General features: G+C 43.3%; 15 protein-coding genes and 1 pseudogene. 7 read left to right on the forward strand and 9 right to left on the reverse strand.

Going from position 1 to position 23,448, the window contains the following annotated elements:
- Positions 1 to 15: 15 nt before the first annotated feature.
- A complete protein-coding gene (locus tag A9260_RS15435; protein WP_068700530.1) occupies positions 16 to 969 on the reverse strand; it encodes a TIGR01212 family radical SAM protein in 954 nt (317 codons plus the stop codon).
- A gap of 522 nt (positions 970 to 1,491) precedes the next feature.
- Between A9260_RS15435 and gltB the strand changes: the two genes are divergently transcribed.
- The 6 genes from gltB (at position 1,492) to A9260_RS15465 (ending at position 10,438) form a co-directional block, all read left to right on the forward strand.
- A complete protein-coding gene (gltB, locus tag A9260_RS15440) occupies positions 1,492 to 6,033 on the forward strand; it encodes a glutamate synthase large subunit (RefSeq protein WP_068700532.1) in 4,542 nt (1,513 codons plus the stop codon).
- 2 nt (positions 6,034 to 6,035) lie between these two features.
- Positions 6,036 to 7,502, forward strand: coding sequence for a glutamate synthase subunit beta (locus tag A9260_RS15445; RefSeq protein ID WP_068700535.1), 1,467 nt, complete (start codon positions 6,036 to 6,038; stop codon positions 7,500 to 7,502).
- Between the two features lie 142 nt (positions 7,503 to 7,644).
- The gene (locus A9260_RS15450) at positions 7,645 to 8,070 is read left to right on the forward strand and encodes a DUF1499 domain-containing protein (protein WP_068700671.1); all 426 of its coding nucleotides are present in this window, start codon (positions 7,645 to 7,647) and stop codon (positions 8,068 to 8,070) included.
- Between the two features lie 75 nt (positions 8,071 to 8,145).
- Positions 8,146 to 8,847: a 5'-methylthioadenosine/S-adenosylhomocysteine nucleosidase gene (gene mtnN / locus A9260_RS15455; RefSeq protein ID WP_068700536.1), complete on the forward strand. Its 702-nt coding sequence runs from the start codon at positions 8,146 to 8,148 to the stop codon at positions 8,845 to 8,847.
- Positions 8,847 to 9,461 carry a trimeric intracellular cation channel family protein gene (locus tag A9260_RS15460; RefSeq protein ID WP_068700538.1) on the forward strand — a complete coding sequence of 205 codons (615 nt, stop codon included), beginning with the start codon at positions 8,847 to 8,849 and terminating at the stop codon, positions 9,459 to 9,461. The genes mtnN and A9260_RS15460 overlap by 1 nt, the downstream gene beginning before the upstream one ends.
- Positions 9,462 to 9,592: 131 nt before the next feature.
- The gene (locus tag A9260_RS15465; protein WP_068700541.1) at positions 9,593 to 10,438 is read left to right on the forward strand and encodes a LysR family transcriptional regulator; all 846 of its coding nucleotides are present in this window, start codon (positions 9,593 to 9,595) and stop codon (positions 10,436 to 10,438) included.
- Here the strand turns inward: A9260_RS15465 and A9260_RS15470 are convergent.
- The 6 genes from A9260_RS15470 to secA all read right to left on the reverse strand — a co-directional run bounded on the left by A9260_RS15470 (position 10,374) and on the right by secA (position 20,355).
- On the reverse strand, positions 10,374 to 11,168 hold the full coding sequence (locus A9260_RS15470; RefSeq protein ID WP_068700543.1) for a TSUP family transporter: 795 nt from the start codon (positions 11,166 to 11,168) through the stop codon (positions 10,374 to 10,376). The two genes, A9260_RS15465 and A9260_RS15470, sit on opposite strands and share 65 nt — an antisense overlap.
- Positions 11,169 to 11,415: 247 nt before the next feature.
- Positions 11,416 to 14,646 (reverse strand): carbamoyl-phosphate synthase large subunit, encoded by a 3,231-nt coding sequence (carB, locus tag A9260_RS15475; RefSeq protein ID WP_068700546.1) that lies wholly within the window; start codon positions 14,644 to 14,646, stop codon positions 11,416 to 11,418.
- 16 nt (positions 14,647 to 14,662) lie between these two features.
- Complete coding sequence (carA, locus tag A9260_RS15480; protein WP_068700548.1) at positions 14,663 to 15,802, reverse strand: glutamine-hydrolyzing carbamoyl-phosphate synthase small subunit; 1,140 nt, start codon at positions 15,800 to 15,802, stop codon at positions 14,663 to 14,665.
- 459 nt (positions 15,803 to 16,261) lie between these two features.
- Positions 16,262 to 17,071, reverse strand: coding sequence for a 4-hydroxy-tetrahydrodipicolinate reductase (dapB, locus tag A9260_RS15485; RefSeq protein ID WP_068700550.1), 810 nt, complete (start codon positions 17,069 to 17,071; stop codon positions 16,262 to 16,264).
- Between the two features lie 72 nt (positions 17,072 to 17,143).
- The gene (gene mutT / locus A9260_RS15490; RefSeq protein WP_068700552.1) at positions 17,144 to 17,548 is read right to left on the reverse strand and encodes an 8-oxo-dGTP diphosphatase MutT; all 405 of its coding nucleotides are present in this window, start codon (positions 17,546 to 17,548) and stop codon (positions 17,144 to 17,146) included.
- Positions 17,549 to 17,625: 77 nt separating this feature from the next.
- Positions 17,626 to 20,355 (reverse strand): preprotein translocase subunit SecA, encoded by a 2,730-nt coding sequence (gene secA / locus A9260_RS15495; protein WP_068700554.1) that lies wholly within the window; start codon positions 20,353 to 20,355, stop codon positions 17,626 to 17,628.
- A gap of 284 nt (positions 20,356 to 20,639) precedes the next feature.
- Between secA and A9260_RS15500 the strand changes: the two genes are divergently transcribed.
- Positions 20,640 to 21,107 carry a DUF721 domain-containing protein gene (locus A9260_RS15500; protein WP_068700557.1) on the forward strand — a complete coding sequence of 156 codons (468 nt, stop codon included), beginning with the start codon at positions 20,640 to 20,642 and terminating at the stop codon, positions 21,105 to 21,107.
- A gap of 86 nt (positions 21,108 to 21,193) precedes the next feature.
- Here A9260_RS15500 and lpxC read toward each other — a convergent pair whose 3' ends face one another.
- Positions 21,194 to 22,111, reverse strand: a complete 918-nt coding sequence (gene lpxC / locus A9260_RS15505) for a UDP-3-O-acyl-N-acetylglucosamine deacetylase (protein ID WP_068700560.1) — start codon at positions 22,109 to 22,111, stop codon at positions 21,194 to 21,196.
- Between the two features lie 342 nt (positions 22,112 to 22,453).
- Positions 22,454 to 23,444, reverse strand: a pseudogene (ftsZ, locus tag A9260_RS15510) (cell division protein FtsZ); the annotation flags it as partial.
- Positions 23,445 to 23,448: the final 4 nt, after the last annotated feature.

Consider the following 23,448-nt stretch of genomic DNA (forward strand, 5'->3'; position numbering starts at 1 on the left):
AGGATTATTGGCTTTTTAATTAGTCGGTTGGCTATTTAATACTGGCTGAATAAATTCAAAAGGCTGATTGATAAGAGAGCCTTGCGCGCCTTTTTTGTCTAAATTGCGGCCTATTTCGGTCATCGCCAACCAACGGTTTTCACACCACAATGGAGATAATAACGTCGGTCTTCTCGCCGCCGATGAAACCCTATGATAAACAATATCAGGAGGCGTCATACGAATGATCTCTGTGGCGGTATCGACATATTGCTCAAGGCTCAATTCTGTCAGCTTTCCTGCTTTCCAAGCTTTGGCCATCGTACTGCCCTCAACGATATGTAAACTATGCAGCTTAATACCATCGGTGCCAACATCGAGCACTTTTTGCAATGTTTCTAGGTTATCTTGCTTGGTTTCTTTTGGCAGACCAACAATTAAATGAGTACAGACTTTTATGCCATTTGCTCTAGCTTTTTTGGTGATCTCTGCATAACACTCAAAATCATGGCCACGATTAATATGCTTTAAGGTTTTATTATTGGCGGTTTGCAAACCAAGCTCCAACCAAATCTCATAACCTTTTTGCTTATACTCCACCAGCAAATCCATCACCGCATCAGGTACGCAATCAGGCCGAGTACCAACACACAGTCCTACAATATCAGCAGAGGCTAGCGCCTCTTCATACATATTTCTAAGCACCTGAACTTCGGCAAAGGTGTTGGTGTATGCCTGAAAATAAGCAAAATACTTTTTAGCGCGAGCAATCTCTTTAGAACGAGCGTTAAGTTGTACCTCTATTGCTTGTGCTTGCGTTGATTCATCGACAAAAGAAGAAACATTACAAAAAGTACAGCCTCCACGGCCAATAGTGCCATCACGATTAGGACAACTAAAACCGCCATGCAGTGTCAGTTTATGTACTTTTTCGCCATACCGACGCTGTAGATCTTGCCCTAAAGTGTTAACGAGTTGGTGCAACTGCATTGAATTTCAAACCTATACTGACTAACTATCCCGACACCCTGTCATGAAACTAAATTACATCCCTGCCTTATATGGTCTGCATTCTAACAGCTCCACTTGCTATTTTCGATGACGATGTTTTGTACTAACTATTCACTTAAAAGACAGTTATTGAATATCTACGCGAAAAACTTACTTAAATACAGCTTCAAACTGTTCACAAAAAAATCCATTTCGGTGCAACTTTCGTTGGAATTACGTTAGACAAAATTGTAGGATGGTTACGACTATCGTCTAATATAGACTCTTCTAGAGTTTAAGATGCAGACGAATAGTCGGTCATATTCCACACCTACCTTGATAAGATTCTATTAATCAGAAGCTAAACATTGGAAATGACCAAGGAATGTTTTTCTCGCAAACTTTTCAGCGGGATACGGAATGGAAGCAGGCTAATTCACACATATTAGCCCTTTAAAAGACAATAATAAGGAAGGACACGGGAGCACTCCCACTGTCGTATTAGATTGGAAGGATTTACCTATGTTGGATAGAGAACAGTCACCCCAAGGTTTATATACTCCGGAATTGGAGCATGACGCTTGTGGTATCGGTTTTGTCGCACACTTAAAAAACCGAAAATCTCATCGGGTAGTAACTCAAGCACTGGATATGTTAGCTCGTATGGAGCACCGTGGTGGCCAAGGCTGCGATCCATGTTCTGGTGACGGCGCAGGTATTCTGTTGCAAAAACCTCATGAGTTTCTATTAGAAGAGACCGTTAAACTAGGCATTCGCCTACCGTCTTTTGATAAGTACGGTGTTGGTGTTGTACTTTTCCCTCGTGATGAGCACAAACGTGCCCAGTGTCGCGATATTCTTGAGCGTAACGCACAGCGACTTGACCTAGAAGTATTAGGTTACCGTGCTTTGCCTACTGATAACTCTATGCTGGGTGCCGACCCATTAAGCACAGAGCCACAGTTTGAACATGTATTTATTACTGGCGGTGCAAGCACGACACCAGAAGAGCTAGAAAGAAAGCTCTACGTACTACGTAACTATACTGTTCGTGTTTGTCTTGAAAGCGTATCTAACATTGGCGATGACTTCTATATCAACTCATTGTCGTACAAGACCTTGGTTTATAAAGGTCAGCTAACAACTGAGCAAGTACCTCAATACTTCCTCGACCTACAAAACCCGACCATGGTAACAGCGCTTGCTTTGGTTCACTCACGTTTCTCAACCAACACCTTCCCTCGATGGCGTTTGGCTCAGCCTTTCCGTTATATTGCGCACAATGGTGAAATCAACACTGTTCGCGGTAACTTAAACTGGATGAAGGCGCGTGAGGCAATTCTTGAGTCCGATCTTTTCAGCCAAGCTGAAATTGATATGTTGCTACCAATCTGTCAAGAAGGTAGCTCAGATTCATCTAACTTTGATATGGCATTAGAGCTTCTAGTGCTATCTGGCCGTACTCTGCCACATGCTCTTATGATGCTAATTCCTGAAGCATGGCAAGAAAACAAAAACATGGATCCAAAGCGTCGTGCATTTTATCAGTACCACGCAAACATCATGGAACCTTGGGATGGCCCTGCATCAGTATGTTTTACTGATGGTGTGCAAGTTGGCGCAACGCTAGACCGTAACGGCCTACGTCCATCTCGCTATACTGTCACTAAAGATGACTTCCTTGTTATGGCATCAGAATCTGGTGTGGTTGAGATTGAACCTGAGAATGTTGAATTCCGTGGTCGTCTACAACCGGGTCGTATCTTTGTTGCTGACCTTGAACAAGGTCGTATCATTTCAGATGAAGAAGTTAAAGACTCTATCTCTAATGCTCAACCTTACGAGCAATGGGTTGAAGATAACCTTCTTAGCCTGAAAAAACTGCCTGATGCAGAAAACGAATTTAACCAACCTTCAGCAGAACGCTTACTGCACAAACAACAATCGTTTGGTGTGAGCTCTGAAGAAGTGAATGAAATTATTGTTCCTATGGCAAAAGATGGCAAAGAGCCTCTTTCTGCAATGGGCGCTGACTGGCCACTAGCCATTCTTTCTCATCAATCTCAGCATCTATCTAACTACTTTAAGCAGTTGTTTGCTCAGGTCACTAACCCGCCAATCGATCCAATTCGTGAGCGCATGGTTATGTCTCTTAATACTTACCTAGGTAAGGATCAGAACCTTCTGACTGAGACCCCAGAGCACTGTCAAAAAGTTGAACTAGAATCTCCTGTTCTATCAAATTCAGAACTTGAGAAGCTTCGCGCTATTGATAACGAGCACTTACAATCTAAGACGCTGGATATCGTATTCCAAGCTAGCGAAGATAAAGGCAAGTTAGAACGCGCACTAAAACGTATCTGCCAATATGCAGAAGATGCGGTTGTTGATGGCTACTCGATTATTCTTCTTAGTGACCGCGCGGTAAATTCAAACCACGCTGCAATTCCTGCAATGCTGGCGGTTGGCGCTGTGCACCACCACCTAATTCGCAAAGGTCTACGCGCTAAGTGTGACATCGTTGTTGAAACAGGTGACGCACGTGAAACCCATCACTTTGCAACGCTAATCGGTTATGGTGCTAACGCAATTAACCCATACCTAGTGATTGAAACTATGGTGGATTTACAGCGTACTAAGAAACTGGACCCGCAAGCGGCAATCAAAGACCTGTTTGAAAACTACCGTAAAGGTGTCAACGGCGGTCTACTAAAAATCTTCTCGAAGATGGGTATTTCGACACTTCAGTCCTACCATGGCGCTCAAATATTTGAAGCTCTAGGTGTGAGTAAGTCAGTCGTTGATAAATATTTCACTGGTACCGTTTCGCGTATTCAAGGCCTAACGATTGATGACATTGCTAAAGAAGTCATTGTTCGTCACCGCATTGGTTACCCAACCCGTGAGATCCCAGTTCAAATGCTTGATGTGGGTGGTGTTTATCAGTGGAAACAACGTGGTGAAAAACACTTGTTTAACCCTGAAACCATTTCACTACTGCAACAGTCAACGCGTAACAAAGACTTTGACCAGTTTAAGCAATACACCAGCGCTGTAGATAGCCAAGGTGATGATGCTGCAACGCTACGTAGTCAATTAGACTTTGTGAAGAACCCAGCAGGTTCAATCCCACTAGAAGAAGTGGAACCTATCGAAAGCATCTTGAAGCGCTTTGCGACAGGTGCAATGTCATTTGGTTCTATCTCCTATGAGGCTCACTCAACGCTTGCCGTTGCAATGAACCGCATTGGCGCAAAATCAAACTCAGGCGAAGGTGGTGAAGATCCAGATCGTTTCGAGCCTAAAGAAAACGGGGACTGGGAACGTTCAGCAATCAAACAGGTTGCATCTGGACGCTTTGGTGTAACGTCTTACTATCTAACGAACTCTGCAGAAATTCAGATCAAGATGGCGCAGGGCGCAAAACCGGGTGAAGGTGGACAACTACCGGGTGATAAAGTTGACGATTGGATCGGTGCAACACGTCACTCGACTCCAGGAGTTGGCCTAATCTCGCCACCACCGCACCACGATATTTACTCAATCGAAGATTTGGCTCAGCTAATCTATGATCTAAAAAATGCTAACCGTGATGGGCGCGTTAACGTCAAGCTAGTGTCGGAAGCCGGTGTAGGCACAATCGCATCTGGTGTGGCAAAAGCAAAAGCGGACGTTGTACTTATTGCAGGTTTTGATGGTGGTACTGGTGCTTCACCTATGTCATCAATTCGCCATACAGGTTTGCCGTGGGAGCTAGGTCTAGCAGAAACTCACCAAACACTACTGAAAAACGGTCTACGTAACCGTATCGTTGTTCAGTCTGACGGTCAGATGAAAACACCTCGTGACCTTGCGGTAGCAACGTTACTCGGCGCTGAAGAATGGGGCGTGGCAACGGCAGCTCTAGTCGTTGAAGGTTGTATCATGATGCGTAAGTGTCATAAAAACACCTGTCCTGTTGGTATCGCAACGCAGAACAAAACATTACGTGAGCGTTTTGACGGCCGTGTAGATGACGTAGTTACTTTCTTCCAATACATGGCTGAAGGCCTACGTGAAATCATGGCAGAGCTTGGTTTCCGCACTATTCAAGAGATGGTTGGTCAGTCACAGAAACTGAAAGTACGTGACGATATTACTCACTGGAAATATAAGAACCTAGATCTAACGCCTGTTCTACATATTGAACCTGCGCGTGCGGAAGATGGCATCTATAACCAGATTGAGCAGAACCATAACCTAGAAGATGTACTTGACCGTAAACTGATTCAACTAGCGACCCCTGCCCTAGAAAAAGGCGCAGCGGTAGAAGCTGAATTCCCTATCATTAACACTGACCGAAGCGTGGGCACAATGCTGTCTAACGAAATTTCTAAAGTGTATAAAGATCAGGGTCTTCCACTGCCAATGAGCGTTAAGTTCAATGGTAGTGCCGGCCAATCGTTTGGTGCATTCCTAGCTAAAGGCGTTAAGTTTGAAGTAGAAGGTGATGCGAACGATTACTGGGGTAAAGGCTTGTCTGGCGGTACATTAGTACTGTATCCAGATGCTAACTCAAGCATTGTTCCTGAAGATAACATCGTTGTGGGTAACGTCTGTTTCTATGGCGCAACTTCGGGTGAGTCTTTCATTCGCGGTCTTGCTGGTGAGCGTTTCTGTGTTCGTAACTCAGGCGCTAAAGTGGTTGTAGAAGGTGTTGGTGACCACGGTTGTGAATACATGACTGGTGGTGTGGCTATTATCCTTGGCTCTACTGGTCGTAACTTTGCAGCGGGCATGAGTGGCGGTGTTGCTTATGTATGGGATAAGAGCGGCGACTTTGAAAGCAAGCTTAATGCTGAACTTGTCGATCTAGACCCTATCGAAGCAGAAGATAAAGCACTACTTCAAGATATGTTAACTAAACATGTTCAATTCACAGGAAGTGAAGTTGCTCAGTCTTTCCTAGATAACTTTGAAGCGAACTTACAGTCTATGGCGAAAGTAATGCCTCGTGACTACAAAGCCGTTCTTCAAAAGAATAAGGAAAAAGCACAGCAACAAACCGAAACGGAGGCAGTTTAATCATGGGTAAGCCTACTGGATTTATGGAGCACGGTCGCGAGCTTCCACAAAAACGTGACCCGTCTGTTCGTATCGAAGACAACAAAGAATTTGTCCTAAACGAAGAGTTTGGTGACAAGATCAATACTCAAGCATCTCGTTGTATGGATTGTGGCGTACCTTTCTGTCACAGCGGTTGCCCTATTGGTAACATCATCCCTGAGTTTAACGATGCGGTTTATCGTGATAGCTGGGAAGAGGCTTGGAACATTCTAAGCTCGACCAATAACTTCCCTGAATTTACAGGTCGAGTATGTCCCTCTCCTTGTGAGACGGCGTGTGTATTAGGGATTAACCAAGATCCTATTACTATCTGTAATATCGAGAAAACTATCGTTGAGCGTGCTTATAAAGAAGGCTACGCAAAACCTAAGAAGCCACGCTCTCGCACAGGTAAGAGCATTGCTATCATAGGCAGTGGCCCGGCAGGTTTAGCGGCAGCAGAGCAGCTAAACAGTGCAGGTCACTGTGTGACGGTATTTGAACGTGATGAGAAAGTCGGTGGCCTACTGCGCTTTGGTATTCCAGACTTTAAGCTAAGTATGGACGTCATTGATCGTAAGATTAATCTAATGTCTGAAGCGGGTGTTAAGTTTGAAGTTAATGCCCATATCGGTGTTGATATCAATGCTCAGCAGCTTCGCCAAGACTTTGATGTAGTGCTGCTTACTGGCGGCTCTACAGTGCCACGCGATCTTCCTATTCCAGGTCGTGAGCTGGAAGGTGTTCATTTTGCGATGGAATTCCTAGGTCAAAACAACCGCCGTGCTAACGATATGGATCTACAAAGTGATGAAATTCACGTTGCTGATAAGCATGTTGTGGTCATTGGTGGTGGTGATACGGGTTCTGACTGTGTAGGGACTTCTAACCGTCATAAAGCAGCAAGCATTACTCAGGTTGAAATCATGCCGATTCCACCAGAGAAGCGCCCTGCAAATATGCCTTGGCCTCAATATCCAATGATTATGAAAACAACCACTTCTCACGAAGAAGGCTGTGAGCGTCATTGGAATATCCTGACTAAAGAGTTTATCGGTAACGATAAAGGCGAAGTTACTGGTCTACGCATTGCTGACATCGTTTGGCAAGATGCCGCTCCCGGTGAGCGTCCATCATTTGAAGAAGTTGCAGGTAGTGAACGTGTTATCCCTTGTGATAATGCTTTCCTTGCGATGGGTTTCTTACACCCTGAACCAACCGGCGTACTTGCTCAACTTGATATCAAGCTAGATGACCGTGGTAATGTTGCAACTGACGGGTTTGCAACAAACCAAAAAGGCATCTTTGCCGCTGGTGATATGCGTACAGGTCAATCTTTGGTTGTTCGCTGCATTAATGAAGGTCGCGAGTGTGCAATCGCGGTTGATGAATACTTAATGCAAGGTTCTAACTTAGAAGCGAAAGCAAACTCTTTAATGCTTTCCTAATAAAGTAATATTTAAAAATTCCAATCTTTGGCCAGCCTACAACGCTGGCCTTTTTTATGACTCTTACCTTTTTTATTAAGTCACCTTCTACGAAACTGTACTTGGTTGACATAGAGAATGATTGAAATAGAGAATGATTAAAATGCGTAAACTACTCACACTACTTACAGCCCTATTTATTGTTAGCGGTTGTACTAACGGAGACCAGACAATGCAAGATAGAAGTACTCAGCCATGTGCTAACAATCCTAACTGTGTTTCAACACAAGACAGCCGAGAAAAATTCTCTCTTGCTCCTTTTACTCTGCAGTCTGGTGCCACAATAGAAGCAATAGAAACGGTCGCCTTGAGCTTAGGGCGAGCCGAAACAGCCACTAAACAAAGCGACTATTTAAGAATCGAATTTACCAGTAAAGTCTTTCGATTTGTCGATGATCTTGAGCTTCGCATAGAAGGTAATAACCTTATTGTTCGCTCAGAGTCTCGCACCGGCCGCTCTGACTTTGGGGTAAACAGAAAACGTGTAGATGCCCTAAGAAAGGCACTAAAAGATGCCAATTTAATCTAGGTCTCAACTCTATAAAACTCCTATGATACAATCTCGCCCTATCTAAGTTGCTACATTGATCAGAGCGAGATTTTCATGAAAGTCGGCATTATCGGCGCGATGGAACAAGAAGTTGCCATCCTAAAACAAACTATCAACCACATGACAGAAGAGAAAAAAGGCGGTTGTACCTTTTTCTCCGGTGATATTGATGGTGTTGAGGTAGTTTTACTTCAATCAGGTATTGGTAAAGTTGCCGCAGCTGTTGGTACGACTTTACTGATCAGCGACTATCAACCTGACATTATCATCAACACAGGTTCTGCTGGCGGTTTTGATGCCAGCCTCAACCTAGGCGATGTCATCATCTCAACCGAAGTTCGTCATCACGATGCCGACGTCACAGCCTTTGGTTATGAAATTGGTCAAATGGCCAGCCAACCTGCCGCATTTAAAGCAGATGAGAAGCTCATCGCTTTAGCTCAATCGGCCCTAGATAACATGACAGACAAGCATGCGGTACACGGCCTTATCTGTACCGGTGATACGTTTGTTTGCACACCTGAAGCACAACAACGCATTCGCACTAACTTCCCATCAGTTATCGCTGTTGAAATGGAAGCCTCTGCAATTGCTCAAACCTGTCATCAGTTTGATGTACCTTTTGTGGTGGTTAGAGCCATCTCTGATATCGCAGACAAAGAATCACCAATGAGCTTTGAAGAATTCCTGCCTCTTGCGGCTAAGAGTTCATCTGAAATGGTGATCAACATGCTTTCATTGGTGAAAACAGCATAATGAGCCTGTTGTACTTTATCGACCTATTTGGTACTGCCATCTTTGCTGTATCAGGGGTATTACTGGCGGGTCGATTAAGAATGGATCCGTTTGGGGTAATGGTTTTAGCTGCAGTGACAGCAATAGGTGGTGGCACAATACGAGACATGATGCTCGGTGCCCCTGTATTTTGGATAGGCAATACTAGCTATATCTGGGTGATCATTATCACCAGTCTGCTCACCATGCTTATAGTCAGACGCCCTAAAAGAATTGCTTGGTATCTATTACCAGTTTGTGACGCCATTGGTCTAGCTGCCTTTGTCGGAATCGGTGTAGAAAAAGCCCTTAGCTACCAAGACTCTTATATGATTGCGGTGATGATGGGTGTATTAACCGGCTGTGGCGGCGGGATCTTGCGCGATATATTGGCAAGGGAAATCCCAATGGTTTTGCGCAGTGAAGTTTACGCAACAGCCTGTATTGCCGGCGGATGTACTCACACCGGACTCATGCAACTGGGCGTCCCAAATACCCATGCTATGTTAGGTGGTATCACAGTAACCCTGGTTATACGATTAGCGGCTATTCGTTGGCACTTATCACTGCCCACCTTCGCATTAGGCAAACCCTAATATCCAAACAAAAGGCAGCGAGTTACGATAAACGTATATCACTGCCTTTTGTTATTTTCTGATTATTTTTCTCGCATCTATAGCTTAAATCATCTAGCGTTATTCCCATTCCTAATATTCATGAGTACGATATGTTACTAGAAGGTATTGAGACACTACTGGTGTTGCACAAAGAGAAAACTATGAGCCGTACCGGCTCACAGCTCTATATTAGCCAATCTGCCGTTAGCAAACGTATCGCTAATCTTGAAAAGAAGTTAGATAAGAAGCTTGTTGAACCCGATGGTCGCTTAATCCGATTAACTCCAGCCGCTCAAGCCTTAATCAGCAATGTTGCCCCCACTTTTATTGAATTACAGGGGCTGATTAGTGACGAACAAAGCTTATCGTCTGATGCGGTAATTAAGATTGATTGCTCAGAAACCCTTCTTGCCGGATATTTATCGACTCAAGTCGATAAGATCACCAATATAGAAAACACTTTAACCATTACCACCAACCATACACCTCGTATCGTCGAAAATGTCCAATCAGGAAGAGTCACCATTGGTCTTTGTGCCGGTAATCTCCCCAAGCAACATGGCCTGAAGATCTTTCATCTGTTCGATGAGCCTTTCTTTATTGTCAGTCATAAACCCATCACCAGCTTACCTAAACAGCTTATCTGTAATGACTTAAATAACCCGGCAAATACCTATCAACTGCAACTATTAGAAAAACTAGGGATTAGTCCGATTATGGAAATGGACTCTTACACTGCGGCGGCAAAATTAGCATTAGGTGGACTTGCGGCGGCCCTTATTCCGCTCTCAACAATAAGGACCTTAAATATTACCGCAGACAACATTTATCATTTTGATGAGCTAAAACCACTCAATCGTCCAATCAATCTATGTGTCAGAGCAAAATCACTTAAAAATGAACGAGTGAAAATAATGATAGAAACCATTGGTGATGTTGTTCCCAAAGCAGTTTAAAAGCCATGGTCATCGACATAAAGATCACTAGAGGTCGTATCCAGCGCTGACCTTTTGCTACCACCATTTTTGCGCCTAAGCGAGCACCAATAAAGCCGCCTATCGCCATAATAAGACCAATCTTCCACACTGGTAGACCGGCAATGATAAAAAAGGTCAGCGCGGCGATATTCGAGGTAAAGTTCAGAACTTTGGTTCTTGCTGTCGCTTCAACTAAAGAAAAACGGCCAATCACCACAAAACAAACAGTAAAAATTGAACCTGTGCCTGGGCCAAAGAAACCATCATAAAAACCGATACAGCCACCAATGCACAAAGCAAACATCACTTCTGACATTTTTTGTGTGCCGGTCGATTCCTGAGCTTGCGGCGCAAGTAAAAAATATAAAGAGATAAGCAGAAGCAAAGCTGGGATAAGACTGGTTAAAATACTCGCATCGACATACTGAACAGTTTCAGCCCCAATCGCCGAGCCGATAAAGGTACAGAGAATGGCAAGACGCATCTCTTTTAAATTGACTAACCCATTGCGCACAAAGTAAAAACTGGCAGAGAAACTACCAAATGAGCTTTGCAATTTATTGGTCGCAAGTGCTTGTGTCGGAGGAACACCTGCAGCTAATAAAGCAGGTACAGTAAGTAAGCCACCGCCCCCAGCTATCGCATCAATAAAAGCGGCTAAACCCGCAATAAAAAATAAAAACGTAAGTACCTGAATGCTTACATCCATATATAGCCGCCTATCATCAATAATAAAACGCTACAGTAGCACTGTGACACCAATCACAATAGAGAAACCTAAGAAAGCGACTCATTCCAAATTTTCATCAATAATTTCTTATGCCAATCACAGTAATTAAGTGGTCAGAAATAGCGTAGGAAAAACAGGCATAAAAAAGCCCGCTAAAAAAGCGGGCAAATGAGGTTGTCATGGCGAAGGAAACTCCCCCGCCTGATTATTATTTTTAAAGTTTTTATTACGCTAAGCTTTCTTTCACTTGTGCGTGTAGTTCTTGAACCGAAGTTACTTTCGTTTTGGCATCAGCAGTGTGAGCCATACAAGTTGCAAATGCGGCATTTAACGTTGTGGTGTAGTTCACTTTCTCAGCGAGTGCGCCACGACGTAGTACTTTAGAGTCTTCAATCGCTTGACGACCTGCTGCAGTATTTACGATGTAGGTGTATTCATTGTTCTTGATACGGTCAAGAATATGAGGACGACCTTCATGTACTTTGTTTACTAGACGAGGGTTAATACCCGCTTCGCCAAGAATAACCGCTGTACCGTGAGTCGCATCTAAATGGTAACCCAGTTTGATTAGCTTAGAAGCTAGGTCAACAACACGCTCTTTATCACCTTCACGAACAGAAAGTAGTGCGCGGCCGCCTTCAGGGTAAACGCTGCCACAACCAAGCTCTGCTTTAGCATAAGCTTCAGCAAATGTTGCGCCAACACCCATAACTTCACCAGTAGAGCGCATTTCTGGGCCTAACAGTGGATCAACACCTGGGAACTTGTTAAACGGAAGTACCACTTCTTTTACTGAGTAGTACGGTGGAATGATCTCTTTAGTGAATCCTTGAGATTCTAGAGATTGTCCAGCCATAACACGAGCTGCAATCTTAGCAACTGGCGCACCAGTGGCTTTAGATACAAATGGAACGGTACGTGCTGCACGAGGGTTCACTTCGATTAAGTAAACTTCGTTGTTTTTCACAGCAAACTGAGTGTTCATTAGACCACGAACACCTAGCTCAAATGCTAGCTTTTCAACTTGCTCACGCATTACATCTTGGATTTCTTGGCTTAGAGTGTAAGCCGGTAATGAACATGCAGAGTCACCAGAGTGAACGCCCGCTTGCTCAATGTGTTCCATGATGCCGGCAATAACAACACGCTCACCATCACAAATTGCATCAACATCAACTTCTACAGCGTCATCTAGGAAGCTATCAAGTAGTACTGGAGATTCATTTGAAACGCTAACTGCTTCGTTGAAGTAGCGACGTAAGTCTTGCTCATCGTAAACGATTTCCATCGCACGACCACCAAGAACATAAGAAGGACGAACCACTAATGGGAAGCCAATCTCACGCGATTTTTCAATCGCTTGTTCCATTGTAGTCACTGTCGCATTCTCAGGCTGTAGAAGACCTAGACGGTCAACAGCAACTTGGAAACGCTCACGGTCTTCGGCACGGTCGATAGCATCAGGACTAGTACCAATGATAGGTACGCCAGCCGCTTCAAGAGCACGAGCCAATTTAAGTGGTGTTTGACCACCGTATTGTACGATAACGCCTTTTGGCTTCTCAACGCGAGCAATCGCTAGTACATCTTCCAGAGTAACTGGTTCGAAGTACAAACGGTCAGAAGTATCGTAGTCAGTTGAAACTGTCTCAGGGTTACAGTTAACCATGATAGTTTCGTAGCCATCTTCACGTAATGCTAGAGAGGCGTGTACACAACAGTAGTCAAACTCAATACCTTGACCGATGCGGTTTGGACCGCCACCTAAGATCATGATCTTGTCTTTATCTGTTGGGTTCGCTTCACACTCTTCGTCATAAGATGAGTACATGTAAGCTGTATCTGAAGAGAATTCAGCTGCACAAGTATCAACACGCTTGTAAACAGGGTGAATATCATATTGGTCACGCAGACGACGAATTTCGTTTTCTGCAACACCAAGAATCTTAGATAGACGAGCATCAGCGAAACCTTTACGTTTTAGCTGATTGAGCACGTCTTTATTTAAGCCAGCAAAGCCGTTAGCTTTAACTTCTTGCTCAAGTTTAACGATCTCTTCAATTTGTACTAAGAACCAACGGTCAATTTGCGTTAAGTTGAAGATGCCATCAATTGACATGCCCGCACGGAATGCATCAGCAACGTACCAAATACGCTCAGCGCCTGCAGATTTCAGTTCGTAACGGATTTTAGTTAATGCATCTGGAGCATCAAGATCAACCATTTCGTCAAAACCTGTTGCGCCAACTTCTAGGCCGCGCAGTGCTTTTTGTAGTGACTCTTGTTGGTTACGACCAATCGCCATCACTTCACCCACAGACTTCATCTGTGTAGTTAGACGATCGTTTGCACCAGCAAATTTCTCGAAGTTAAAACGAGGAATCTTAGTCACAACGTAGTCAATTGTTGGTTCAAATGATGCTGGAGTTGCGCCACCTGTGATGTCGTTCATTAGCTCATCAAGAGTAAAGCCAACAGCCAGTTTTGCCGCAATCTTAGCGATTGGGAAACCTGTCGCTTTAGAAGCTAGAGCTGAAGAGCGAGATACACGTGGGTTCATCTCGATGATAACCATACGGCCATCTTTCGGGTTAATACCAAACTGTACGTTTGAACCACCCGTCTCAACACCAATCTCACGCAATACTGCTAGAGAAGCATTACGCATTAGTTGGTATTCTTTATCCGTTAGGGTTTGTGCAGGTGCTACTGTGATTGAGTCACCAGTATGAACCCCCATAGGATCAAAGTTTTCAATGGTACAAACGATGATGCAGTTATCCGCTTTGTCGCGAACTACTTCCATCTCATATTCTTTCCAACCAATAAGAGATTCATCAATTAGAAGCTCATTAGTTGGTGAAAGATCTAGGCCACGACGACAGATCTCTTCAAATTCTTCTTTGTTGTATGCGATACCACCGCCAGTACCACCCATAGTGAATGATGGACGGATGATACAAGGGAAGCCAACCAACTCTTGAACTTTGTAAGCTTCTTCCATTGTCTTAGCTGTGTCCGCTGTTGGACACTCAAGACCAATGGATTTCATCGCTTTATCAAAACGTGAACGGTCTTCTGCTTTATCAATCGCATCAGCCGTTGCACCAATCATCTCAACATTAAACTCTTCAAGAACGCCATGCTTCTCAAGTTCTAGAGCACAGTTAAGCGCAGTCTGACCACCCATAGTAGGTAGGACTGCATCAGGACGTTCTTTAGCAATGATGTTACGAACCACTTCCCATTGGATTGGTTCGATGTATGTTGCATCGGCCATCTCAGGGTCAGTCATGATAGTTGCTGGGTTTGAGTTAACTAGAATTACTCGGTAGCCTTCTTCACGAAGTGCTTTACACGCTTGAGCGCCAGAGTAGTCAAACTCACACGCCTGACCGATTACGATCGGGCCAGCACCTAAAATTAGAATGCTTTTTATGTCATTACGTTTTGGCATTTTTCTCTACTCCAACTTACGCTTTATGTTCTTTAATCAGGTCAATGAAATGGTCAAATAGTGGTGCTGCATCGTGCGGACCAGGGCTTGCTTCTGGGTGACCTTGGAAGCTAAATGCTGGTTTGTCAGTGCGGTGAATACCTTGCAAAGAACCATCAAATAGCGATTTGTGTGTTGCGCGTAAGTTAGCAGGTAATGTTTCTTCATCAGCCGCGAAACCGTGGTTCTGAGAAGTAATCATAACTACATTACGATCTAAGTCTTTAACCGGGTGGTTAGCACCATGGTGACCAAACTTCATTTTTGCTGTTTTTGCACCAGATGCTAGAGCTAGAATTTGGTGACCAAGACAGATACCAAAAATTGGTAAGCCTTTCTCTAGGAAAGTTTGTGTTGCTTCGATAGCGTATGTACAAGGCGCTGGATCGCCAGGGCCATTTGATAGGAACACGCCATCAGGATTCATTGCTAATACTTCTTCTGCTGATGTTTCAGCAGGCACAACCGTCAGGCGACAGCCACGGTCAACAAGCATGCGTAGGATGTTGCGTTTTGCACCAAAGTCATAGGCAACAACATGGTACGGAAGCTCTGAATCATCTTTAGCTTCAGGAAGACCACCAGTAAGTGTCCATGAACCTTGTTTCCATTGGTACGCTTCTTTAGTCGTCACTTCTTTTGCTAAGTCCATGCCTTTTAGGCCAGGGAAATCTTTTGCTTTAGCAATTGCCAGTGCTTCATCAAGGCTGTTACCAGCAAAGATACAACCGTTTTGTGCACCTTTCTCACGTAAAATACGAGTCAATTTACGTGTATCAATGTCAGCAATACCGACAATATTTTGAGATTTAAGGTAATCAGAAAGCGTTTGTTCATTGCGGAAGTTAGAAGCGATAAGAGGAAGATCGCGAATCACAAGGCCTTGAGCATGAATAGAAGTAGATTCTTCATCTTCGGAATTCGTTCCGGTATTGCCAATGTGAGGGTAAGTAAGAGTAACGATTTGTTGAGAGTAAGAAGGATCAGTAAGAATTTCTTGGTACCCCGTCATCGAGGTATTAAAAACAACTTCTCCAACTGCAGAGCCTACAGCTCCAATCGCAACACCGCGGAACACAGTCCCATCTTCTAGGACCAATATTGCTGGCTTATTCAAGACAACCTCCAAACAAATAAATATGTGAAATTAGTAAATTAAATTTCAAGCGTCTGCTCTAACATAGAAACAGATCACATTTGCTGAACTCAGACAAATTGGCGGTATTCTAATAACATGATACAAAACTGTCAATTAAACGACCGATAATAAGTGATTTTTTTAACTAACATTGCTTATTTAGAATATGAAACCCTCAAAAACCAGAGTTAACCTGCATCTAGATTGATATTTAACAGCCAAGATCCTAAAAAAGTTCAAAAAACATACTGGATGTAAATAAAAATACGCTTCACTAAAATAGCAAACGTTAACCTGCCCACTTAACCTATGGATTTGGATGCCTTGAGGAAAATAAAGACCAAGAGCCACATAAAGGCACGTTAAATAAGGGTTATTACGCTAAAATACATCAGATAACTATAAACAAAAAAAACGCCAGCAAATGCTGGCGTTTTTTTAAAGGTTATTCAGATCGAGAACATCCGTCATACTATATAAACCCGCAGGTTTTTTATCCAACCAAAGTGCGGCGCGCACCGCACCATTGGCAAAGGTCATTCTATCGGTTGCCTTATGGGTAATCTCTACACGCTCCCCCACATCAGCAAACATAGCAGTATGTTCCCCAACAATATCGCCTGCACGAATTGTAGCAAAACCAATTTCATCACGAGTTCGTTCGCCGGTAATGCCTTCGCGAGAATAGACAGCAACATCAGATAAATTATTACCCATTGCTCCTGCAATCGCTTCACCCATACCAATCGCGGTACCAGAAGGAGCATCAACCTTATGACGGTGATGAGCTTCTACTATCTCAATGTCAGTGTAATCGCCCATTACCTTGGCTGCTTTTTCTAGCAGTTTAAATACCAAATTCACACCTACACTAAAGTTAGGCGCCATGATAATAGAGATATGTTGAGCGTATTCATTAATCAGCTGCTTTTGTTGCTCTGTAAAACCGGTTGTTCCGATGACAATGGCTTTACCGTGCTTCTTGCATAACTCTAGGTTCGCTAACGTATTAACTGGCGCAGTGAAATCAACAATTACATCAAAATCATCAATTACTTTGTTGAAATCATCAACTAAAGCAACATCAAGCTTACCTTCACCACTGAGTTCACCAACATCCACACCAATTAAAGAGGTTTGAGGACGTTCATTGGCTGCACCAAGGGTGACTTGTTCCATGAAATTTGTTGCTTTAACTAAATTACGGCCCATGCGGCCTGCCGCTCCGGCAACTGCTATTCGCACCACTACGTTAGTCTCCAGTATAAAATTGGGATAGGTAAATGTATCTGAATCACAGTTTAGAATCCAGCCAATTCACTATTCGATGTAAAACTGTTTCATAACAGCATTCACAACCGGAACATTAGCCTCAGGAAACGTATAATTTGCCAAATCTTTAATCTCAACCCAGTGACCTAACTGCCCCTCTTTACCATAAGGAGTGCCTTCAAAGTGATGGATGAGCAAAAAATCAAAACTCAGCGCTTTATCCGTGTAATCAAAATCAAAGTGTTGAAAAATCTCACTATTTAAGCGGCAAATTCCAATTTCTTCAAACAACTCTCTTTCGATTGCTTGTTCGGCGGATTCCCCAGCTTCGACTTTGCCTCCTGGAAATTCCCAAAACCCACCTTTATGTGCGTTATCTGGGCGCTTTGTTATATAAACTTGTGTTTTTTCTGGATTACAGATAATCCCAGCAACAATATGCACTCGTTTCATTATGTCCTCTTTAGATGCAAAAAAAGAGTCGCATAAGCGACTCTTTTCTATTATTCAGCTAATCATTAAGTGAATAATTAAGCAATTTTGCCATGGCAATGCTTGTACTTCTTACCTGAGCCACATGGGCAAGGTTCATTACGACCGACTTTCTGATCGTTACGTACAGGTGTTTGCGCTGCTGCACTTGGTGCTGACTCATCACCGCCAAGCTGACTTTCCGCTTTTTGATGTTGTGTTTGAGCAAGACGAGCTGCTGCTTCAGCTTGAGCTTGACGCTTAGCTTCCATTTGCTCTACTTCTTCTTGTTGCTGAACACGAACTTTACTTAAAATTGAAATTACATCGCTTTTAAGTGTTGTTAGTAGTCCTTCAAATAGCTCAAATGATTCACGCTTATATTCTTGCTTAGGGTTCTTCTGAGCGTAGCCACGTAAGTGGATACCTTGACGCAGGTGATCCATAGCAGCCAAATGCTCTTTCCAAAGTCCATCAAGAGATTGCAACATAACTGATTTTTCAAAGTTACGTAGTACTGACGCACCAACAGACTCTTCTTTCTGTTTGTAAACTTCAACAGCACTGCTTAAGATCTTCTCACGTAATGCTTCTTCATACAGCTTATCGTCTTCATCCAACCAAGCTTGAATGCCCAGATCAAGATCGTACTCTGTTTTCAGACGTTTCTCTAAACCTTCGATATCCCACATTTCTTCAATAGATTGTGGTGGAATGTATTCATCGATAGTGCCTTCAATAACATCCGCGCGGTTTAGTTCGATCATTTCGCTGATATCTTCAGCTTCCATCAACTCATCACGTAACTCGTAAACTACTTTACGTTGGTCATTGGCAACATCATCATACTCAAGCAACTGCTTACGAGTATCAAAGTTACGGCCTTCCACTTTACGTTGAGCTTTTTCGATAGAACGAGAAAGCATTTTACTTTCGATCGCTTCACCTTCGTCCATACCCGATTGGATAAGACCAGCCATACGCTCTGAAGTGAAGATACGCAGTAATGAATCTTCCATAGATAGATAAAAACGAGAAGAACCTGCATCACCCTGACGACCAGAACGACCACGTAGCTGGTTATCGATACGGCGAGATTCATGACGCTCAGTACCAATAATGTGCAGACCACCTGATGCTAGAACTAAGTCATGGATTTTACGCCATTCTTGTTTGATCTTATCAACTTGCTCTTCGGTTGGGTTGTCCAGCGCTTCAACTTCCGCTTTCCAGTTACCACCTAATACGATATCGGTACCACGACCTGCCATGTTAGTTGCGATAGTTACCGCACCAGGCATACCAGCTGAAGCAACAATTTCAGCTTCATGTTCGTGGAACTTAGCATTTAGAACGTTATGTGGGATTTTCGCTTCTTTCAATGCATTCGATAGAAGTTCAGATTTCTCAATAGAGATAGTACCAACCAATGATGGTTGACCCGCAGTAACGCGGTCTTTGATGTCTTCGATAATCGCCGCAAACTTCTCAGTTTCGGTACGATAAACCACATCCGGCATATCGTTACGAACCATAGGTTTGTTGGTTGGAATAACAACCGTTTCTAGACCATAAATGGACTGGAATTCGAATGCTTCTGTATCGGCAGTACCTGTCATACCTGACAGCTTGTCGTAGAGACGGAAGTAGTTCTGGAAGGTAATAGAAGCCAAAGTTTGGTTTTCGTTTTGGATCTTAACGCCTTCTTTAGCTTCAACAGCTTGGTGTAGACCTTCAGACCAACGACGACCTGGCATAGTACGGCCAGTGTGTTCATCAACGATAACCACTTCACCTTCGTCACTAACGATATAGTCAACGTTACGCTCAAACAGTACGTGGGCACGTAGCGCTGCGTTAACATGGTGTAATAGGCTAATATTAGTCGGAGAGTACAGTGTATCCCCTTCTTCCATTAGTCCATTTTTGATCATTAATTCTTCTACGAATTCTTGACCTGTTTCCGTTAGGTGTACTTGCTTGGTTTTCTCATCCAAAGTGTAGTGACCGTCACCACGATATTCTTCGCTATCTTCTTTATCTTGTTTTTCAAGATTAGGAATCAAGACATTAATGCGAGTATATAGCTCTGAGCTATCCTCAGCAGGGCCTGAGATAATAAGTGGAGTACGAGCCTCATCAATTAAGATTGAGTCAACCTCATCCACTACAGCGAAGAAGCGCTCACGCTGAACACGGTCTTCTGCACGAAATGCCATGTTGTCACGCAAGTAATCGAAACCAAATTCATTATTCGTTCCGTATAAGATGTCAGCTTTATAAGCTTCTTTTTTTGCAGGAGGTGCCATATTAGGGATATTGACACCCACCGTCATTCCAAGGAATTCAAATAATGGACGGTTAGTTTCAGCATCACGACTTGCTAAGTAGTCATTCACAGTAACGATGTGAACACCTTTACCGGTTAAGGCATTAAGGTAAGCAGGTAATGTTGCGGTTAAGGTTTTACCTTCACCAGTACGCATCTCGGCAATCTGGCTATTGTTTAGCACCATACCACCAATTAACTGTACGTCGAAGTGGCGCATGCCATACACACGTTTAGAGGCTTCACGAACGGTCGCAAACGCATGAGGTAATAGTTTGTCTAGGTCTTCACCGTTTTCTAAACGCTGACGAAATTCAACTGTTTTGGCTTTTAGCTCTTCGTCACTTAATTTATTATAATCAGGTTCGTAGCTATTGATCTCTTTAACGATCTTACCAATACGGCGAAGAGTACGCTCGTTTCGACTGCCAATTACCTTTGTCAGTAGCTTAGTTATCATTGTTTTCGTTTCTCTCGTTGAGGATCGCCATGACCCAAAATACTTGTTCAGCTTGTTTATCTATTAAGCGAGTGCTTATTGATATTGAGTTCAAAGCAAGCAATTTCAAGCTTAAAGCTATATTTAATGCGCTATAGTGTATGAAATTTTAAAGTCGTCGACCATTAGAAACTAAATTAGTTTGAACAGAGCTCCATTTTTTTGAGCAAACTGCACAAGGATAAAGCGAATCAAGTGTTCAAACATGATAAAATCAGCGGGTAATTTGTTGGAAAGGCTAAATTGTGCGAGACCATAGACCGACGTTAACTGAAGAAGTAATCAAAAATACCAAACTTGGTGCCATCCAAGAGCACGCGGCCGCGATCAATAAACTCAACAATACAGTACTAGAATTACTCCCTAAAGAAATTAGACGCTTTTGTCGAGTGGCCAACTGCCGAGATAGCCAGTTAGTGCTAGAAGTTGCTAATGCCTCGATTATGATGAAGCTAAATTATGATCGTCTTTATCTTTTGTCTCAGTTAAGAGGACAAGGATTTGCAAGCCTAGTCAGCATCGAAATAAAAATCTGCCCCGATCTGTATAAAAACGAACAACTCTTTGTCGCGGAAAAAAGCACACCATCTCGCCCGCCACTTTCACAAGCTACAGCTGATAATTTAGAAATGCTCGCAGAAATAGCGCCCGATAAGATAAAGCTAAGATTAAGGAATATCGCTAAATTGGCGAATAAGTCAGAAAGAAGCTAGAAAGACAAAGCAGAAAGCAGGAAATCAAATACAAAAAAAAGCAGCCAATGGCTGCTTTTTTTATTTAATTCATCTAGTCGTCGCGATTATGCAAGCACCATGTTTGGTTCTGCAAAAGCAACAGGTGAGCCGGCGGTCTCTTCAAAGGTCGCCCACTCCCAAGCTTCTTGATCGGCAAGAACTGCACGTAGAAGTTGGTTGTTTAGACCGTGACCCGACTTAAATGCACGTAATTCGCCAACGATAGGAGAACCACACATGTACATATCACCGATAGCATCCAATACCTTATGAGTAACAAACTCATTAGAGAATCGTAGACCATCTTCATTTAGAATTCGGTATTCATCAAGTACGATTGCACAGTCAAAACTACCGCCTAAGCATAAGTTTTGAGACTGTAAATACTCAATATCACGCATAAAACCAAAAGTACGAGCGCGTGAGATTTCCTTTACAAAAGACTTAGATGAGAAATCAAACAACATGTGTTGCTCATCAGAATCAATAGCAGGATGTTCAAACTCAATTTCAAAGTCTAAACGGAAACCGTTATAAGGGACTAATTCAGCCCACTTATCGCCGTCTTCTACGCGAACAGGCTTCTTAATACGAATAAAACGCTTAGCGGCGTTTTGCGTTTCGATACCTGCAGATTGAAGCAAGTAAACAAACGGGCTAGCACTACCATCCATAATAGGAATTTCAGGTGCATCGACTTCGATAATAATATTATCAATGCCCATACCTGAAAGAGCAGCATTAAGGTGCTCTACGGTGGAAATACGTACGCCTTCGTCATTAACAAGAGCGGTGCAAAGCATAGTATCACGTACAGAATTAGCATCCGCAGGGAAATCCACTGCAGGGTCCAAATCTGTTCGACGATAAATCACACCTGTATTTGCTGCTGCAGGGCGAAGCGTCAATGTCACTTTCCGCCCAGAGTGCAGACCCACTCCAGTTGTCTTGACAATTTCTTTTAAAGTACGCTGCCTAATCATGCAATACCTCTCATTAAAGCAAAGTTGCTCGCTATTTTAGCTCGGTCACTATATTAGCTTAGTCGCTATTTTAGCTTGGTCGCACATCCTACCAGTTTTTTCTTAATTGTCAAAAAATAAACAATTAGTCAGCTTGGTTGCGTAAGAATGCTGGAATATCTAAATAAGCACTCTCTGTTTGACCCGCTTTAGCTGCTTGTTGTTGATTTCCTGCCGCAGGGCGAGAAACAACAGGTTCTGTTTTTGGTTTTACTGGCGCTGGTTGAACTTTCATTTCTGACTCTACTTTAGTAGTCGTCGTAATACGAGATTCTGTTGCTGCAACTGTTTTTGGCTTAGAAGCACTACCTGTCACCAAGGTGATTTCTGGTTTCTTCTCGTTGCCAATACCTGTTGCTACCACTGTTACGCGGAACTCGTCAGACATATCAGGGTCTAGAGAAGTACCAATAACAACCGTCGCATTATCAGATGCAAACGCTTTAACTGTGTTACCAACAATCTCAAACTCGTCAAGACGCATGTCCATACCAGCAGTAATATTAACCAATACGCCACGCGCACCAGCTAAGTCGATATCTTCTAGTAAAGAGTGAGAAATAGCGGCTTCTGCGGCTTCTTCTGCACGATCTTCACCGGTTGATATACCGCTACCCATCATTGCTTGACCCATTTCCGACATCACAGTGCGAACATCCGCGAAATCGACGTTGATCATGCCTGGGCGAGTAATCAATTCAGCGATACCTTGTACGGCATCTTTTAGTACGTCGTTTGCATAACCAAATGCTTCTAGCAGGGTTACGTTACGGCCGTAAACTTTTAGTAACTTTTCGTTAGGGATAGTAATAAGGGAATCAACATGCTTAGAAAGCTCTTCAATGCCTTGTTCAGCAAATGCTAGACGCTTCTTACCCTCAAAACCAAATGGTTTTGTCACTACAGCAACCGTCAGAACACCCAGTTCTTTAGCTATTTCTGCAATAACTGGAGCTGCACCAGTACCTGTACCGCCGCCCATACCAGCTGCGATAAATACCATGTCAGCGCCATTTAGCACTCCTTTAATTGCTTCACGATCTTCAAGAGCCGAATCACGGCCAACTTGAGGGTTCGCACCAGCGCCCAGTCCTTTGGTAATATCTGTACCAATTTGAATTACGGAATTTACACTTGCTTTACGAAGCGCCTGCGCATCGGTATTAACACTGATGAATTCCACACCTTCAATGGATTCACGAACCATATGTTCAACGGCATTACCACCGCCACCGCCAACACCAACGACCTTAATTACGGCTTCATCATTCATTTCCGTCATCGGTTCAAACATCTGC

It is taken from the genome of Vibrio sp. UCD-FRSSP16_30, assembly GCF_001676025.1.
Taxonomy (GTDB): Bacteria; Pseudomonadota; Gammaproteobacteria; order Enterobacterales; family Vibrionaceae; genus Vibrio.

What these genes read in the sequence shown, in the direction of transcription:
- A9260_RS15435 (WP_068700530.1), bottom strand. Translation starts at nt 969, where the DNA reads ATGCAGTTGCACCAACTCGTTAACACTTTAGGGCAAGATCTACAGCGT.
- gltB (WP_068700532.1), top strand. Translation starts at nt 1,492, where the DNA reads ATGTTGGATAGAGAACAGTCACCCCAAGGTTTATATACTCCGGAATTG.
- A9260_RS15445 (WP_068700535.1), top strand. Translation starts at nt 6,036, where the DNA reads ATGGGTAAGCCTACTGGATTTATGGAGCACGGTCGCGAGCTTCCACAA.
- A9260_RS15450 (WP_068700671.1), top strand. Translation starts at nt 7,645, where the DNA reads ATGCGTAAACTACTCACACTACTTACAGCCCTATTTATTGTTAGCGGT.
- mtnN (WP_068700536.1), top strand. Translation starts at nt 8,146, where the DNA reads ATGAAAGTCGGCATTATCGGCGCGATGGAACAAGAAGTTGCCATCCTA.
- A9260_RS15460 (WP_068700538.1), top strand. Translation starts at nt 8,847, where the DNA reads ATGAGCCTGTTGTACTTTATCGACCTATTTGGTACTGCCATCTTTGCT.
- A9260_RS15465 (WP_068700541.1), top strand. Translation starts at nt 9,593, where the DNA reads ATGTTACTAGAAGGTATTGAGACACTACTGGTGTTGCACAAAGAGAAA.
- A9260_RS15470 (WP_068700543.1), bottom strand. Translation starts at nt 11,168, where the DNA reads ATGGATGTAAGCATTCAGGTACTTACGTTTTTATTTTTTATTGCGGGT.
- carB (WP_068700546.1), bottom strand. Translation starts at nt 14,646, where the DNA reads ATGCCAAAACGTAATGACATAAAAAGCATTCTAATTTTAGGTGCTGGC.
- mutT (WP_068700552.1), bottom strand. Translation starts at nt 17,548, where the DNA reads ATGAAACGAGTGCATATTGTTGCTGGGATTATCTGTAATCCAGAAAAA.
- secA (WP_068700554.1), bottom strand. Translation starts at nt 20,355, where the DNA reads ATGATAACTAAGCTACTGACAAAGGTAATTGGCAGTCGAAACGAGCGT.
- lpxC (WP_068700560.1), bottom strand. Translation starts at nt 22,111, where the DNA reads ATGATTAGGCAGCGTACTTTAAAAGAAATTGTCAAGACAACTGGAGTG.